Source organism: Pontibacter rugosus (assembly GCF_042678745.1).
GTDB classification, from domain to species: Bacteria; Bacteroidota; Bacteroidia; order Cytophagales; family Hymenobacteraceae; genus Pontibacter; species Pontibacter rugosus.
Genome location: NZ_JBHTLD010000082.1, coordinates 1 through 19,233, shown reverse-complemented (window position 1 = coordinate 19,233; position 19,233 = coordinate 1). Strand labels below are relative to the sequence as shown.

Sequence of the window (19,233 nt, the reverse complement as noted above, 5' to 3'; positions counted from 1 at the left end):
CTGGCAACCCTCTAGTTGCCGGTTCATCCGCTTACAAACATCATCCATCACATTGGTTACTATATGAACAAAGTTCTACCAATTATTGCACTTATTTTTATTGCATTCTTTTCTTCTCTAGCTTCTGTAGGTCAATCTATTGATTGGGTAAAAACGGCTGGAGGCACGTCTGACGATCACGGAGAAGCTGTTCAACTAGACGCTGCCGGAAATTTATATGTGCTGGGCCACTACTCCAACCCATCCGCTCAGTTCGGCTCAACAACTTTAGCAACAGCTGGCACAGGCACGTATCTAACCAAGTATAGTAACACCGGCACATTTGCTTGGGCAAAGAAAATATCTGATACAAATATCAGAACTGGCAGTGGCTTGAGAACCGATGCGGTTGGCAATAGTTATGTGGTTACTACTCTCACAAACTCTACCACACTAGGTAATAACACCCTTACCAGCAGTGGCTCCAGTGATATCTTGATAGCCAAGTATGACAAGGATGGAAATGTAAGCTGGGCTACAAGAGCAGGTGGCGCTTTGGCTGATATTGGCAATAGCATTACGGTTGATGGCAGCGGCAACAGCTATGTTACAGGCAGTTTCCAGGGCAACGCAGCATTTGGCACCACCACCCTCACCAGCCAGGGTAGTCTGGATGCTTTTGTGGCTAAACTCAATGCCAACGGTACTTTTGCCTGGGCCAGGAAAGCAGGTGGAAGTTCATTGGATGAAGGCACTGGTATTGCTGTAGACGGAAACGGAAATGTATACTTAGCAGGTAATTTCTCAGGTTCGGCCACCATCGGCAGCACAACCCTCACCAGCAATGGCAATCAGGATATTTTTCTGGCAGCCTACGACAATAGTGGTACCCTTATATGGAGCCATCGAGCAGGAGGCAGCAGCGCTGACAAAGTAAACGCGCTGGCAATTGACGGCAGCAGCAACTTATACTTGGGTGGTTCCTATGCAGGCACTGCAGCTTTTGGATCACATAGTATAACAAGCGCAGGAGGGCAGGACATCTTCCTGGCAAAATTCGCCAACACAGGTGCAGCTATTTGGGCTAAAAGTGCAGGCGGATCAGGAGCAGACGAATTGAACGGCTTATCAGCAGACACAAACGGGAACCTGTACCTTACCGGAAGCTTCAGCAATACAGCCTCTATTGGAGGAATTAATTTAAGGACAACAGGTGGACTGGATATTTTCGCGGCACATTACTTAAACAGCGGTGTCGTACAGTGGGCAATTGGAGCAGGCAGTGTCCCGGACGACAGAGGCTTCGGCATTACCTCTGATGCAGCACGTAATGCCTATGTAACGGGTTATTTCCAGGGCACTACTACAAGTTTCGGTGGTATTCCTATCCCTAACAAAGGTGGGGAAGAAATATTTATCTCCAAACTCATACCCGTCGTTGAAACAACGAGTGTAACTGCCGGCACTTACTGTGCCGGTCAAACCATAGCAGTTAGGTACAAAACCAATGTAAGCCTGGGCGGCACTTTCAGGGCTGAGCTTTCTGATGCAAACGGTAGCTTTGAAAATCCGGTGCAGATCGGCAGCACAGCCACCAACACCGGCAGCATTACGGCTGTTATACCTGCCAACACCGACTACGGCACGAAGTACCGTATCCGTGTATATGCCGTTACTGCCAGCATGCCTGGTACTGATAACGGCACAGATTTAACTATCAACCCACTTCCGGCTACACCTACACTTAGCAGCAACAGCCCCGGCTTAGGAAGCACCTTATACTTGACATCCACAGAGGTTCCTGGCGCAACCTACTCCTGGACAGGCCCGAACGGCTTTACCTCTACTTTACAGAACCCAAGCATTAGCAAAATAACCAGTGCGGCGGCAGGCACTTACACCCTTACTGTTGCACTTGGCCGTTGCGCCACAACTGCCTCCATCACTGTTGCCATTGTTAATGTACCTACGTTTGATGTTGACTTAACAGGAAAGCCAAATGGAGAATTTGTGTCCGATCTAATCAACAGGAACGGACAAGTTTGCGGAGCTCCATCAACTGACAACTGCGTACAGTTTAATATAGTTCTTGATAAACTTGCTGGAGGCATACAGTTTAGTATTATAGATGGTCCCGGTCCTTCGGGCTCCATGGTGTACCAGGTAGACTGTGGTCCTGCGGTAGCCGTTGGAGACTCTATGTGTGTCGACGGAACAGGACCACACATGTTGAGTATCTGTATGCCTGGAAACGCGAAAAGCAGATTCCGCATAAAGTCTATTGCAGCCTATACTCCGGTGGCAGATGCTTCTGTTACGGCTGGTTGTACAGCCACGCTTCAGGCTCCGATTGCGTTTACGCCATCTTCCGTTACCTGGCGAGATATCACGGGTGGAGGCAAGTATAATAGTTACCTTAGCTGCACCACGGGCTGTGCAACACCGCGTATAACCCCTGGCGAAAATCCGCCTCCCTTTGTGGATTATGTGGTCAGTGGCAACTCAGAAGCCTCTAAATGTGCTACCCTCCCCTACTCCGATACCTTAAGGGTTTATTTCTACCCTAAGCCCGTTATAAACATTGGTCCCAATCCTGCCATTATATGCCCGGGCTCTAGCGGAGTGGTGTTAACAGGCAACATTACCGGCGGCAGCGGCAAATTTGACTACTTCTGGACCGACAGCAATGGTAAAGTGGTAGCTACAATGCCTTCCTACGTTGCCACTGCCATCGGAACGTATCACCTTGAGGTCAGAAATGAGAACTACCCGGATTGTGAGAAGTTTTCAACATCTATTACCGTCGTAAACGACCTTAGCGTAAATGCAGGGCCGGACCAGCAGGTTTGTTCTTCTAATGACGTGCCGTTGGCAGGCATGGTGACAGGCGCAACCGGAGGCATGTGGAGCGGCGGAACAGGCACTTTCCGTAACGGAACCACCTCGTTAAACACAGCTTATAAGCCATCAGCAGAAGAGCTTCAGAATGGATTTGTAAAACTTAAACTCACCACAACCGGAAACGGCTCCTGCTCACCTATCAGCGATGAGGTGCTTATCTCATTTTATACCTTAGAGGTAAGTATAACTGGCCCTGCGTCCATTTGCGCGGGCAGCACAGCCAGCCTTACAGTAAATGCAAGCGGAGGTACTGGTGCACTTACTTATCAGTGGATAACAGGCGAGACCACCGCTACTGTTAGCGGAAAAACGGCTGGCACTTACAGTGTAACCGTTAGCGATGGAAACAGCTGCGCTGTCACAAAGGCGTTCACCATTACAGAGGTAGCAGGCCCTAATAGCCTGACTGTCAATACAAAATCCACCACTTGCGGTAACAGCAATGGTGAATTAAGTATTACAGGCACCACTGGCGGTACGGCTCCTTATACGTATAGTATAGATGGCACCACCTTCCAGGCAGGCACGAAGTTTACAGCACTTGCCGCCGGAGATTATACCATCACCGTAAAAGATGCCAACGGTTGCACCTTTGCCAAGGCTTATACTATTACCAACATAACAGGCCCTACGGCAGTAGCAGCAACCAGCCTACCAGCCAGCTGCAAAAACAATGATGGCAGCATTACGGAAGGTACTGTAACGGGAGGCACTGCCCCTTATACCTACTCCATCAACGGAACGAACTTCCAGACTGCTACCAACTTTGCAGGCCTTGCCACAGGCACTTATACCCTTACTGCAAAAGACGCAAACGGCTGTACAGTTACGACAAGTATAAGTATAGGCACAAATGTACCAACAGCTTTCACCAGCAACAGCACCTCTTCTACCTGCGGTAGCAGCAACGGGCAGCTAACTGTAACAGCTGTATCTGGCGGAACGGCTCCTTATACCTATAGCAGAAACGGCACCACCTTCCAGGAATCAGCCACTTTTACTGCAGTAGCAGCGGGCACTTACACCATCACCGTGAAAGATGCCAATGGCTGTACCACTGCCAGACAAGTACAGGTAACGAACATTGCAGGGCCAACCAACTTTACCTCTACAACAAAAGCTTCCACCTGTAGCAGCAATAACGGCCAGGCGGTACTAAGCGATGTTGTCGGTGGTACGGCACCTTATATGTACAGCAAGGATGGTTCTACTTTCCAAACATCCGGCACCTTCCTAAACCTGCTTGCAGGGAATTATACCTTCACGGTGAAAGATGCTAACGGCTGTACGTTCGCAAAACAAATAACGGTAACAGACATTGCCGGACCCGCTTTCAACGCAACAGCACAGTCCTCTACCTGCGGCAACAGTAACGGCAGTATCTCTATAGCCAGCACAACAGGCGGCACAGCTCCATTCACCTACAGCAAAGATGGTGTTACTTTCCAGACAGAAACTACTTTTACAGGACTGGCAGCTGGAAGCTATACTATCACTGTAAAAGATGCCAATGGTTGTTTAGCTACACAAGTCGTAGCTGTGACCAACATAGCTGGACCATCTGATGTAACACTCACCACGACCTCCTCTACCTGCGGTAGCAGAAACGGCCGTATTACGGCAAGCGATGTAGCTGGAGGCACTGCACCTTATACTTACTCACTCAACGGTACCAACTTCCAGACTGGCACTTCCTTTACGTCTCTTTTGGCAGGTGAATACACCATCACGGTAAGAGATGCCAATGGTTGTGTTACTTCTAAGAAAGCTGTAGTAGGTGATGTAGCAGGCCCATCAGGCCTGACAGCCGCTGCCAAAGCAACTACATGCGGAGCTAGCAACGGAGAACTCAACTTAACAGTAATCGGAGGGACGGCACCTTATACCTATAGTAAGAACGGAACCACGTTCCAGGCCTCGGCTATGTTCACAGGCTTGCTGGCAGGAGATTACAGCATCACCGTAAAAGATGCCAATGGCTGTACTTTTGTTAGAAGCTTTACCATAACAGACATAGCCGGGCCTACAGCAGTAACCGCTACTTCTGCCCCAGCCAGCTGTAAAAATAACGACGGCCGTGTGGAGGCTGGAACGGTAACAGGCGGAACAGCGCCGTACACTTATTCGATTAACGGTACCTCATTCCAAACCAGCACTACATTTACAGGCGTAGCAACAGGAGAGTATACCTTAACTGCGAAAGACGCAAACGGCTGTACCACCTCTACTTCAGTGCGTGTTGGCACGAATGTTCCGACTGCCTTTACAAGTACCAGTACCGCCTCTACTTGCGGAAGCAATAATGGACAGGTAACGGTGACAGCGGTAACTGGCGGAACGGCTCCTTATACGTACAGCAAAGACGGAGCTAACTTCCAGGCTTCGGCTATACTAAACGGATTGCTGGCAGGCAGCCACGCGATCAGCGTGAAAGATGCCAACGGCTGTACTTTCTCACAGCTGGTGCAGGTGTCTGATATTGCAGGTCCTTCAGGATTAAAAGCAACAACACTGGCATCCACCTGTGGCAACGCCAACGGACAGGTAGTGTTATACTCTGTAAACGGCGGCATCAGCCCTTATACTTACAGCAAGGACGGAGTTAACTACCAGACTTCAGCTACTTTCTCTAACCTATTGGCGGGCAACTATACCTTCTCCGTCAAAGACGCAAATGGCTGTGTGTACTCAGAACAGGTAACGGTAAGCAACATGGCAGGTCCAACCTTTGATGTTACAGCGCAGGCCTCTACCTGTGGCAACAGCAATGGTCGTGTAAACATCGGCACTGTAACAGGGGGAACAGCTCCTTTCACTTATAGCAAGGACGGCACAAACTTCCAGACTGGCACTAGCTTTACCGGACTGGCTGCGGGTAACTATACGATCACCATAAAAGATGCCAATGGTTGTTTAGCTACACAAGCCGTAGCAGTGACCAACATAGCTGGCCCATCTGATGTGGCACTTGAAAAGACCTCCTCTACATGCGGAAGCAGTAACGGAAGTATAAAAGTTAGTGTCGTGACGGGAGGAACTGCTCCTTATACTTACGCCATCAACGGTACTACATTCCAGGCAGGCACCACTTTCAGCGGTCTTCTGGCAAACGAGTACACCATCTCGGTGAAGGACGCGAACGGCTGTATCACTTCTAAAAAAGTTGTTGTTACTAATATAGCCGGACCATCTGACTTAGCTGCTTCAACAAAAGCATCAACCTGCGGGGCCAGCAACGGTGAATTATACCTAACAGGTGTAACCGGAGGTACGGCTCCTTATACTTATAGTAAGGACGGAAATACATTCCAGGCATCGGCTACGTTTACAGGTTTGCTGGCAGGTTCGCACAGCATCACAGTAAAAGACGCGAACGGCTGTACCTTTGCTAAGTCCTTTACTGTGGCTGATATGGCAGGCCCATCTGCTGTACTTGCCTCCTCTGCTCCTGCCACTTGTGCTGACAACGACGGCGAGATTACGGCCGGAACAGTAACAGGCGGCACAGCGCCACATACTTACTCCATCAACGGCACCATTTTCCAAAGCAGCACAACCTTCTCAGGCCTTGCTTCTGGCAACTATACTTTGGTTGCAAAAGATGCTAACGGCTGTACCATTAGCACTTCGGTAACGGTAGGTAAGAACGTACCAACTGCTTTTACGAGCACAACAACATCCGCCACCTGCGGCAGCAATAACGGGCAACTTTCTATAACAGGAGTAACTGGTGGAGATGCGCCTTATACTTATAGCCAGGACGGCACTACCTTCCAGGCTTCAGCAACATTCCAGAACCTACTTCCCGGCACTTATACTATCACGGTGAAAGACGCCAACGGCTGTACTTTTGCGAAGCAGGTGCAGGTAAACAACATTGCCGGACCAACAGATTTAGATGCGTCTGTTACCGCTACTACCTGCGGCAACAGCAATGGCAGCTTAACTGTAACAGGTGTGACGAGAGGAACGGCTCCTTATAGTTATAGCCTCAACGGTGCTCCTTTCCAGGCTTCGGCTTCTTATGCAGGTTTAGCAGCAGGTGCTTACCAGGTGCGCGTAAAAGATGCCAACGGCTGTATATATGCAGAAGAGGTGGTGATTTCGAATGTTACTGGTCCAGCGTTTACGGCTACAACAAAGTCATCTACTTGCGGCAACAGCAACGGCAGTATACTTATAGGCACTGTAACCGGAGGTATTGCACCTTACACGTACAGCAAAGACGGAACGAACTTCCAAAGCAGCACAACTTTCAGTGCACTTGCAGCAGGCGCTTATACCATAACAGCTAAAGACGCGAATGGCTGTACCTATACTAGCTATGTAACAGTTGAGAATGTGGCAGGGCCAACTGACCTGATCCTGTCTTCGCAGCCATCTTCCTGCAACAGCAACAACGGCAGCATTTCGGTTAGTGCAGTAACAGGCGGCACAGCGCCTTATACTTACGCCATCAACGGTACTACCTTCCAGAGCGGAACAAGCTTTGCCGCTGTTTACGCAGGTGAGTATACCATTACGGTGAAGGATGCCAACGGCTGTATCTTCGCAAAACAAGTGGTAGTGGGCAACATCAACGGACCATCCAGCCTTACAGCCAGCAGCACTTCCTCCACCTGTGGCAGTGCCAACGGTAAGTTAGAAATGACGGGTGTTACGGGCGGAGTTGCTCCTTATACGTACAGCAAGAACGGTACAATATTCCAAGCCTCTACTGTATTTGAAGGATTATTGGCTGGCACACATACGTTCACGGTTAAGGATGCCAATGGCTGTACCTTCTTCAAAACTTTCACTGTCTCAGATATTGCAGGTCCTTCAGCTGTGGTCGCCTCCTCTACCCCTGCCACTTGCGCAGACAATAACGGTACCATTACGGCAGGCGCGGTTACAGGCGGCACAGCTCCTTATGCTTACTCCATCAACGGCACTGCTTTCCAGTCAGGAACCATGTTTAATGCAGTGGCATCAGGCACCTATACGCTTACAGTAAAAGACGCCAACGGTTGTACTGTTTCGACTTCGGTAAGAGTCAGCAAAAACACACCTACCAGCTTTACAAGTACCACCACTGCCTCCACCTGCGGCAGCAGCAATGGTACGTTAACTATCACAGGCGTAACCGGCGGCACGGCTCCTTATACTTATAGTAAGGATGGCTTGGTGTTCCAGACTAACAATAATTTCACTGCACTGCTGGCTGGCGCTTATACGATCACAGTGAAAGATGCCAACGGCTGTACATTTGCAGCGCAGGTGCAGGTAAGCAACGTGGCTGGCCCTACCGATTTAACTGCAAATGTCAAACCAACTACCTGCGGAGGCAGCAATGGAGAGTTAGTTGTTTCAGGTGTAACAGGAGACACGGCACCTTATACATATGCTATCAACGGAGGTGCTTTCCAGACATCCAACGCCTTTAGTCAACTTACAGCAGGCACTTATACAGTAGCTGTGAAAGATGTGAAAGGCTGTATTTACACAGAAGAGGTGGTGGTAAACGATGTGGCCGGTCCGATATTCACGGTAGTACCACAAGCTTCTACCTGCGTTAACAGCAACGGCAGCATCGTTATCAGCAATATAACCAGTGGCACTGCTCCGTTCACTTACAGCAAAGACGGTATCAACTACCAAACCGGCACAAGCTTTAACAACTTAGCGGCGGGTAATTATACCATCACCGTAAAAGATGCCAATGGCTGCCTTTCTACAAAAGCGGTTGCAGTGGTGAACGTAGCGGGACCTAGTGATTTAATGCTTGCCACTACTGCTTCTACTTGTAGCGGCTACAACGGCACCTTAGAAATTACTGGTGTAACAGGCGGAACTGCACCCTTTGCTTTCTCTATTAACGGTAACAACTTCCAGAGCGAGGCTACTTTTGAAAATCTTTTAGCTGGTGAGTACACAGTAACAGCACGTGATGCGAACGGCTGTATCACTTCTAAAAAGGTAACTGTAAGTGATTTGGCAGGGCCTTCTGCACTAAGCGCAGCTACTAAAGCAACTACCTGTGGCGCCAGCAACGGAGAACTCTCTTTAACTGTAACAGGAGGCACTGCACCTTATATTTACAGCAAAGATGGCGTAAACTTCCAGGCTGCATCTTCCTTCACAGCGCTGGCTGCTGGTCAGCACCGGATAACGGTAAAAGATGCAAACGGCTGTACTTTAGTTAAAACATTTACCCTTACAAACATTGCTGGACCTACTGCTGTAGCAAGTACTACAATGCCAGCTACCTGCGCTGACAATGATGGCAGCATTACCTTTGGAACAGTAACGGGCGGCACAGCTCCTTATACTTATAGCCTCGATGGCTCGGCCTTCAAAGCAGATCAACTATTCGCAGGGTTGGCCTCTGGCGCTTATACTATCACGGTGAAAGATGCGAATGGCTGTACCTTTGCTAAAGAGGTAACTGTCAGTAAAAACATCCCGACTGCCTTTACAAGTACTACCATTTCTTCTACCTGCGGCGACAGCAACGGTTCTTTTACCATTACTGGTGTAACAGGAGGAGCTGCACCTTACGCGTACAGCATCGACGGTGCTAGTTTCCGTTCTTCAGCTAAATTCTCTGCCCTACCGGCAGCTAGCTATGAGGTAACTGTAAGAGACGCGAAGGGTTGTACTTATACAGGCAACGTGCAGATAAGCAACATCGCTGGTCCTGATTTTAGCACTACGGCCAAAGCCACCACCTGTGGCAGCAACAATGGCAGCATCAGCATCAGCAATGTAACGGGAGGTGTAGCACCTTATACTTACAGCAAAGATGGTAATATCTTCCAGGCTGCTACTACATTCAATGGCTTGATAGCCGGTACGTATACCATCATTACCAAAGATGCGAACGGCTGTATCAGCTCGCAGCAAGTGCAGGTACATGACATAGCCGGACCTGATACATTTGAATTTACAACCACCACATCAACTTGCGGCAACAGCAACGGAAGTATAAACATAGGTCAGGTAACAGGCGGAACTGCTCCGTTTACTTATGCGGTTGATGGAGGTTCTTACCAAGCAGCTGTAAGCTTTACTGGTATAGCAGCTGGCGAGCACACAGTTACTGCAAAAGACGCTAATGGATGTACGGTGACTAAAAAAGTAACTGTAACCAATATTGCAGGCCCTTCTGACCTTGCTGCAGCCAGCACATCTTCTACTTGTGGAGCGAGCAACGGTGAGTTAGACGTAACGGGTATTACGGGCGGTACAGCGCCATTCGTATTTAGTGTGGGTGGAGGTGCTTTCCAAAGCTCAACAACCTTCGCCGCATTAGCTGCCGGACAGCACGTTGTGATGGTAAAAGATGCGAACGGCTGTACATTAACAAAGTCTTTCTCCATTTCTAATATCACTGGACCATCGGCCATAGCTGCTACACCACTGCCAGCCACTTGCGCTGACAATGATGGCAGCATTACTGCCGGTGTCGTTACAGGCGGCACAGCACCTTATACTTATAGCCTGGACGGTATTAACTTCCAAGCATCAACAAACTTTGGTGCCTTAGCTAGTGGTACTTATACTTTGACTGCAAAAGATGCGAATGGCTGTACGGTTAGCACATCGGTAAGAGTGGGCAAAAATATACCTACTGCTTTTGCCAGTATTACGGTAGCGTCAACCTGTGGCAGCAACGACGGTCAGCTGAGTATAACCAGGGTAACAGGCGGAACAGCACCTTACACCTACAGTATCAACGGCTCTACATTTCAAACTGCAGCTGCTTTCTCAACCTTATCTTCCGGTAAGTACAACATCACCGTCAAGGATGCCAATGGCTGTATCTTTACAGACCAGGTGATGGTGAATGACCAAGGCGGCCCAACAGATCTGATAGCAATTGCCAAAAATACAACCTGCGGCAACAGCAACGGAAGTATAAGTATAGATCAGGTAACAAGCGGAACTACTCCTTATACTTATGCTATAGATGGTGTGAATTTCCAAAGCAGCGCTAGTTTCTCTGCCCTTACTGCAGCTACTTATACGGTTAGTGTGAAAGATGCCAATGGCTGCTTATACACAGAAGAAGTAGAAATTATAGATGTGGCTGCTCCTACCTTTACGGCAACAGCGCAAGCTTCTACCTGTGGTAACAGCAACGGCAGTATTGTGCTGTCTGATATATCAGGCACTGCTTCTCCTTTCCAATTTAGCCTAGATGGCGTTAGCTTCCAGTCTGCCACTACCTTTAACAGGCTGGCTGCTGGCAACTATACCGTAACTGTGAAAGATGCCAACGGCTGTACACGCGAAGTGAAAGTAGTGCTGGAGAACATTGCAGGTCCTTCGGACTTCAGCCTCGCCTCCACTGCCTCCACCTGCGGTGACAGCAACGGCAGCATCACAGTAAATAATATCAAAGGCGGAACAGCACCATTCACTTATTCACTGGATGGTGCCAACTTCCAGGGTGAGGCGAACTTTGCTACGGTGCTAGCTGGAAAGCACTTCGTAATAATAAAAGATGCCAATGGCTGTACTATAAGCAAGAAAATAACTGTGGCAGACGTAGCCGGGCCTGCTGGGCTTACTGCAGCACAAACACAAACCACTTGTGGTGCCAGCAACGGAGCTTTGGATATTACAGGTGTTAGCGGCGGAGTTATGCCTTATACGTATAGTATAGATGGTGCAAACTTCCAGACAGCTACCTCTTTTACAGGACTGGTAGCAGGTAACTACAGCCTCTATGTAAAAGACGCGTACGAATGTTTGTTTGTAAAAGCCTTTGCCGTAACAGACATTGCAGGACCTTCGGCAATTACGGCTATAACACAGCCTGCCACCTGTGCGGACAACGACGGCAGCATTTCTGTTAGCGATGTAACAGGCGGAACAACTTCATACAGGTACTCGCTAGACGGAACCAACTTCCAGAACAGCAATATCTTTACAGCACTTGCTTCGGGTACTTACACACTCACTGTGAAAGACGCCAACGGCTGTACGTTTAGCAGAGAGCTTGTAGTAGAGAAGAACGTTCCTGTAGCCTTTACTTACTCAACTGATTCTTCTACCTGCGGCGACAGCAACGGCAGGTTTACCATTACTTCTGTAAGAGGGGGCACAGCTCCTTATACCTACAGCATGAACGGTTCACCGTATCAGTCTTCAGCTACTTTCAAGGCACTGGCAGCTGGTGTGTATCAGGTAACGGTAAAGGATGTGAATGGCTGTACTTTTATTGATAAGGTTCAGCTAAACGATGTAGCAGGACCAGCATTTACGGCAACGGCAAAAGCTAGCACTTGTGGCAACAGCAATGGATCGGTAAGTATAGCGCAGGTTTCGGGAGGCACTGCCCCTTATACCTATAGTATAGATGGTACAACCTTCCAGGCTGGTACTACTTTCGCCAACCTGAAAGCTAGCTCTTATACGATCATTGCAAAAGACGCCAACGGTTGCAGCAGCACAAAAGCTGTAGACGTGACCGATGTGGCTGGCCCTAGCAACTTGGCCATGCAGACAACTGCTTCCACGTGTGGCAACAGAACCGGCGAAATTGTGATAAGTGCGGTTACTGATGGAACGGCTCCTTATACTTTCTCCATCAATGGTACCGACTTCCAGTCTGCCATGTCATTCGGAAGGTTAAGTGCAGGTGAATATACCATAACGGTGAAGGATGCCAACGGATGTACGTTCGCTAAAAGCACTATTGTCGAAAACATCAACGGACCAACCGGCTTCATAGCAAATTCAGTGTCTACTATTTGCGGAAGTGCAACCGGAGAGCTAAGTATATCAGGTGTAACAGGTGGTGCTTTACCATACGCTTACAGCAAAGATGGCACGACATTCCAGGCTTCAGCTACGTTCCGTGGCTTGCTGGCCGGCGACCATACCATCACGGTAAAAGATGCCAATGGCTGTACCTTCGTTAAAACCTTCAACATTGCAGACATAGCAGGGCCTTCAGCGGTCGCAGTATCATCTACTCCTGCCACCTGTGCTGATAACAACGGCTCGATAAGCACGGGTGAGGTAACAGGCGGTACAGCTCCTTATACATACTCTATCGCCGGAACTAATTTCCAGAGTGGCATTACCTTCACGGGTCTTGCTTCTGGCAACTACACCTTGCAGGTGAAAGACAGTAACGGATGTACAAGCAGCACATCTGTTACTGTCGGCAAAAATGTCCCTAACAATTTCACCAGCACAACCACATCTTCTACTTGTGGCGCAAGCAATGGCGAACTGACTATTACAAGAGTAAGTGGCGGAACGGCTCCTTATACCTATAGCAAGGATGGAGTTACCTTCCAGGCTGCTGCTACTTTTACAGGCATAGCGGCTGGCTCTCATACTATCACGGTGAAAGATGCCAACGGCTGTACCTTTACGGATCAGGTGCAGGTAAACAACACCAACGGACCTACTGACCTGATAGCCTCTGTTACGGCAACAACCTGTGGCAATTTAAATGGAGGTATAGCGGTTACAGGCACAACGGGTGGAGCATCTCCTTATTTATATAGCCTGAATGGTGCAGCCTTCCAATCTTCAGGAAGATATACGGCCTTGGCTGCCGGTACTTACCAGGTGCGTGTCATGGATGCGAACGGCTGTATCTATACAGAAGCTGTTGTGGTACCCAACGTGTCTGGGCCTGCCTTTACAGCTGTTGCGCAAGCTTCTACCTGTGGCAATAGCAACGGCGTGATAAGAGTAGAAAACGTAACGGGCGGAACGGCTCCTTATACTTACAGTAAAGACGGGGTTACCTTCCAGGCTTCTACCAGTTTCAGTGCGCTGCAAGCAGGTGCTTATACTATCACAGCAAAAGATGCTAATGGTTGTCTATTTACGAGCTATGTAACTGTAGAGAACATCTCCGGGCCAAGCGAAGTGAACCTGGCAGCACAGTCTGCCTCTTGCAACAGCAGTAATGGCAGCATCATGGTAGGTTCGGTTACAGGTGGAATAGCACCTTATACCTACTCCATCAACGGAACAACTTTCCAAAGTGCTACCACCTTCAGTTCAATTGCTGTCGGCGAGTACTCTATCAAAGTGAAGGATGCAAATGGCTGTACGCTTACCAAGCAGGTGAGTGTCGGAAACATCAATGGCCCTTCCAGCTTAACAGCCAACAGTACCTCTTCTATCTGCGGCAATGCCAACGGTAAGCTGGAAGTAACAGGTACGGTTGGTGGAGTTGCGCCTTATACTTACAGTAAGGATGGCATTAGCTTCCAAGCCTCTACAACCTTTGCAGGTCTGCTAGCTGGCGAACACCGCATCACGGTGAAAGACGGCAACGGATGTACCTTCAGCAAAATCTTCACAATAGAGAATATTGCAGGACCATCAGCAGTGGCTGTAACATCTACCCCTGTCACCTGTGCCAACAACAACGGCTCAATAACAGCGGGAGATGTAACAGGCGGCACGGCTCCTTATACTTACTCCATCGACGGGACTAGCTTTAAATCTGAAAAACTGTTTAGCAACTTGGCCTCTGGTGCTTATACTTTAACAGTAAAAGACGCGAATGGCTGCACCGTAACTGCAGCAGTAAATGTTGGCAAAAACGTACCGACCAGCTTTACAAGCATCACCACCGCCTCTACCTGCGGCGCCAGCAATGGGGAGCTGACTATCACAGGCGTAACAGGTGGTACAGCTCCTTATACTTACAGCAAGGATGGCACTACATTCCAGGTTAACCCAGCGTTCCCTGCGCTGCTGGCTGGCTCTTATACGATCACAGTGAAAGATGCCAACGGCTGTACCTATGCAGCACAAGTGGAGGTAAGCAACATGGCTGGACCTTCAGGTTTAACTGCAACTGCAAAAGCAGCGACCTGTGGCAACAGTAATGGTGAGCTGACTGTATCCTCAGTAAAAGAAGGTGCCTTACCTTATACTTACTCACTAGATGGTAATGCCTACCAAACAGGTGCTACTTTCACGGCACTCGCCGCAGGGGAATACCAGGTAAGTATAAAGGATGCCAACGGTTGTGTGTACACAGAAAAAGTACAGGTAGAGAATGCCAGCGGACCAACTTTCACGGCCATGGCACAGGCTGCTTCCTGCGGAAACCGTAACGGCAGCATTTCTATCTCTAACGTTAGTGGTGGCGCTGCTCCTTATGCTTATAGTATAGACGGGGCAAACTATCAGTCAACTACCAGCTTCAGTAACCTTGCCGCCGGCACCTACACGGTTACGACGAAGGATGCTAACAACTGCCTGCGCACCGCCTTGGTAGAGGTAGAAGGTACAGCAGGTCCTACAGCTCTTGAGGTAACTGCTACAACTGCCACTTGCGGCGACAGCAACGGCAAAATAAACTTCGGAAAAGTGACAGACGGAACGGCTCCATTCAGCTACTCCATCAATGGCACAAACTTCCAGAGTACACCTACTTTTGAAGCTGTAGCAGCCGGAACCTATACAGCAGTAGTAAAAGATGTCCATGGTTGTACTACCTCAAAAGAAGTTACTGTGGGTAATGTGGCAGGTATAACTCTGCTGAATGTAGCTGCTACGCCATCAGCCTGCAGTGCAAATACAGGCAGTATAACTGTAAGCCGTGTAGATGGAGGAACAGCGCCTTATACTTACTCTTTAGACGGAGTTACTTACCAGGCTGCAACTACTTTCACAGCACTTGCACCAGGCTCTTATAAAATATACGCAAAGGATGCCAACAACTGCAGCACGTTCACCAATGTCAGCATTGGTACCAATGCGCCACAGGCTGTCACCCTCAGCACTACTCCCTCGGGCTGCACAACCAGCAATGGTACAATAACGGTAGCATCAGTTACAGGCGGTACAAAGCCATACACCTACAGCCTGGACGGAAACAAGTTCCAGACATCGACAGTGTTTGAGAACCTGGCGGCAGGAAGCTATACCGTTACTGTACGCGATGCAGCAGGCTGTACGGTTACCGGCACAAAAGAAGTAACAAGCACAGGTGGTGTGAAGTCCTTTACGGTAGCCTCTACTGCTGCTGGCTGCAGCACAACCGGAAAGCTTATTATCAGCAACATTAGCGGAGGTAAGAGCCCTTATACTTATAGTCTAAACGGCAATACATTCCAGACCAGTACCACCTTCAATAACCTGGCAGCTGGTGATTATGAAGTTTCTGTGAAAGATGCTGAAGGTTGCATTGTAACTAAATCAGCTAAAGTACAGGGAAGTGCGCCACTTACCATTGCTCAGGTTAAGGTAACGCCTTTAGGCTGTGGCGAAGGTAGCGGCATGATTCAAGTAGACCAGGTTACTGGTGGCACCGCTCCTTATACTTACTCTCTGGATGGAGGAAACTTCAGCAGCACCGCTAGCTTCAGCACTGTAACCGCAGGTTCGCATACCATAACGGTGAAGGACGCGGCGAACTGTACTATCACTACGAAGATTGAGGTAACGCAGGTAAGCAGCAGACTCGAGTACGCCAAAATGGTTCGCTGCCACGGCAGTTCTGATGGGGAGATCTTCTTCAAGGCAACAGGTGCAACCGCCGACACAGAGTATAGTACTGACAATGGAAAGACCTTCCAGAAAAGCCCGCTTTTCTCTAACCTTCCGGCAGGTACTTATACTTTAGTTACCAGGTTCGCTGCAGACTGCTTGTGGAACTCAGGTCAGATAGTGGTGAAGGAGCCAGAGGAACTGAAAGTATCAGTGGAAGCGCTGACCAAAACACTGGGCCAGGAAAACTCAGGCAGTGCCAAGGTATCCAAAGTACAGGGCGGTGTAGGTCCTTATACCTTCCAATTGGACAATGGCAGCTTTAGCACAGAGCAGGAGTTCAATAACCTGAGTGGTGGCGAGCATACGCTCACAGTAAAAGACAAAGCTGGCTGTACAAGCACTGTAACCTTCACTATCGAGGCAATCACGGATATTGAAATTCCGAATGGCTTTACTCCTAACGGTGATGGCATCAATGATACATGGGTGATCAAGAATCTCCAACTGCTCTACCCACGCTGCAAAGTAACGGTGTACAACCGCTGGGGCAGTCCTGTCTATGAGTCTATCGGATACAAGAGAGAGTGGGACGGCACCTTTAACGGCAAGATACTGCCGGACGGCACCTACTACTGCATCATCGAGCTCGGTGAAGGCCAGGCACCAATGAAGCGATCTGTTACTATTATGCGCTAACCCCCAAACGCTATCAATCAAGTTTATGAAAAGATTTAGTATACTCGTTTTGCTTATAGTGCTTTCTTCTGCTGCCATAGCGCAGCAGAAGGCACTGTATAGCCAGTACATGACCAACTATTACCTGCTTAATCCTGCTGTTTCGGGCTATAGTAAGAACCTGAACATTAAAGCAGGCTATCGTAACCAGTGGGTTGGCTTTGATGACGCCCCCTCCACTTTTTATGTGAGCGGAGAAGCTGCCCTGTTTCAGGATAACCGCAGGCGCAGCGCCAGAAGCAAGCCTTTCCATGGGGCTGGTGGCTATATATATAAGGACGTAACAGGGCCAACAAGCCGCACGGGGGTGCTGCTTTCCTACGCCTACCATGTACCCCTTTCTCGTTCTGTTTATTTGTCGTCGGGTATGTTTGCGGGTATGCAGCAGTATAGTTTTAATGCCAGTAAAATACAGTTGGCTGATGGCTCGAATGATCGTGATCCGGTTACCAACGGTGGCAACGAAGTATCGTTTATGCCAGACTTAAGCGTAGGAAGCTACCTGCACTCTGACAAGTTTTTTGTGGGAGCGTCTCTATTTCAAGTGTTGGGCAACAAGATATTTGATTTTGAAAATTCTGAAGTGCCAAGCCGCCTGGCGCGGCACCTCTTCATATCAGGGGGGTACAACTTTGAGGTAAACAAGAATGTTACAGTGGCGCCATCGGTGCTTTTAAAGTACGTAGACCCTGCCCCACTGCAAGCTGACATCAACGTGAAAGGTATCTATAACTTCAATAACAGGCGCCGCTCAGATAATGACGACAAGGTATGGCTCGGCTTATCTTATCGAACCCAAGACGCCCTGGTAGCACTTTGCGGGTTTCAGTTCATGGAGCAGTATGAACTAAGCTATTCTTATGATGTAACCGTCTCTCCTATCAAGCACCACAGCTCAGGTTCACACGAAATAATGATTGGGTTCAGGGTTAAATAAACAATCAGCCTTTTATGAACATAATATTTGCACTAACGAATTTATCAATAGTAAAGTGAAGCCATACACAAAAGAGCCGTACCTCAATAGGTACGGCTCTTTTGTGTATGGCTCGGTTTGGCAAGTTTTGAACTGTCAAGAAAAATCTACCCAAAAAGTAAAATGCATAAAACATACTTCAGCCTATCTTCTGAAGTAACGTATGTACTGCCTGGAGCACAACTGTGGCATGCTTCACGTAAGCATCAGTACCTGACACATTGATAACACATGAAAAAAAACTATTTAAAGTGGATACTAGGAGGCCTCACGGTTAGCGCCGCTGCCGTGCTACTGGATTCGCTTATACTTGAGAAGTACTTTTTTGACATCCAAAACTATACGATAGGTAAGCAGGGAGGCAAAGACAAACTGAAGCTTATCCTGCTCACAGACCTGCATTTCAAAAAGGCTTTGCTACCGCACCACCATAAACTGGCTAACACAGTAAATGAACTCAAGCCTGACCTGATTCTGATTACCGGCGATACCCTGGACTCGACAGGAGAGCTACAGCCAATGGAAGAGTTTTTCACCTTACTAAATCCAGCAACCGCCAAGGTAGCCATACCTGGCAACAACGACTATAGGGCTGATGCAAGTATAGAGCAGCTAAAGCAAGTATACCAACGTCACAACTGCGACTTATTGATAAACGAATCAAAGGCTTATACTTTAAGAGGCCACAGGTTAATGGTGACAGGCCTGGATGATTTTATAGAAGGCGAAAGCAATACCGAAGCGGCTTTGGTAAATGTAGGAAACGAAGAGTACCACATACTTTTAGTACACAGCCCCTTACAGCAGGAATCGGCTATGAAGCAGGTTAAGGTTATAAATCAAAACAGGGCTGCTGACGACCACCTGAACATCAGCTATATATTTGCCGGCCATAATCATGGAGGGCAGATAAGGCTGCCCGGATATGTGCCAAAACTACCAAACAAATCTGGGAGCTATGTAAACGGCTGGTACAATGACAGCCCTCCGTATCTCTATGTTTCAAGAGGCTTTGGCACCTCTACCCTACCGCTGCGTTTTTTTGCAAGAGCAGAAGTTACTGTATTTAAGTATACAGTGTAGCTTTAATAGCTTGAAGAAGAAGATGCATATTTGTAAATTATTCAGACAGATAACCGCTTCCTGAGCACTACAAGGCATTTATACACAAATAAATC

At 48.5% G+C, this 19,233-nt stretch carries 3 protein-coding genes; all 3 read left to right on the top strand.

Features of this window, described 5'->3' with window-relative positions; translation table 11 throughout:
* Nucleotides 1-63: 63 nt before the first annotated feature.
* The gene (locus ACFQ2O_RS10515; RefSeq protein ID WP_377527029.1) at nucleotides 64-17,040 is read left to right on the top strand and encodes a T9SS type B sorting domain-containing protein; all 16,977 of its coding nucleotides are present in this window, start codon (nucleotides 64-66) and stop codon (nucleotides 17,038-17,040) included.
* A gap of 25 nt (nucleotides 17,041-17,065) precedes the next feature.
* Nucleotides 17,066-18,016, top strand: a complete 951-nt coding sequence (locus tag ACFQ2O_RS10510; RefSeq protein WP_377527026.1) for a PorP/SprF family type IX secretion system membrane protein — start codon at nucleotides 17,066-17,068, stop codon at nucleotides 18,014-18,016.
* 270 nt (nucleotides 18,017-18,286) lie between these two features.
* Entirely contained in the window at nucleotides 18,287-19,138 is an 852-nt protein-coding gene (locus ACFQ2O_RS10505) for a metallophosphoesterase (protein WP_377527023.1), read from the top strand.
* Nucleotides 19,139-19,233: the final 95 nt, after the last annotated feature.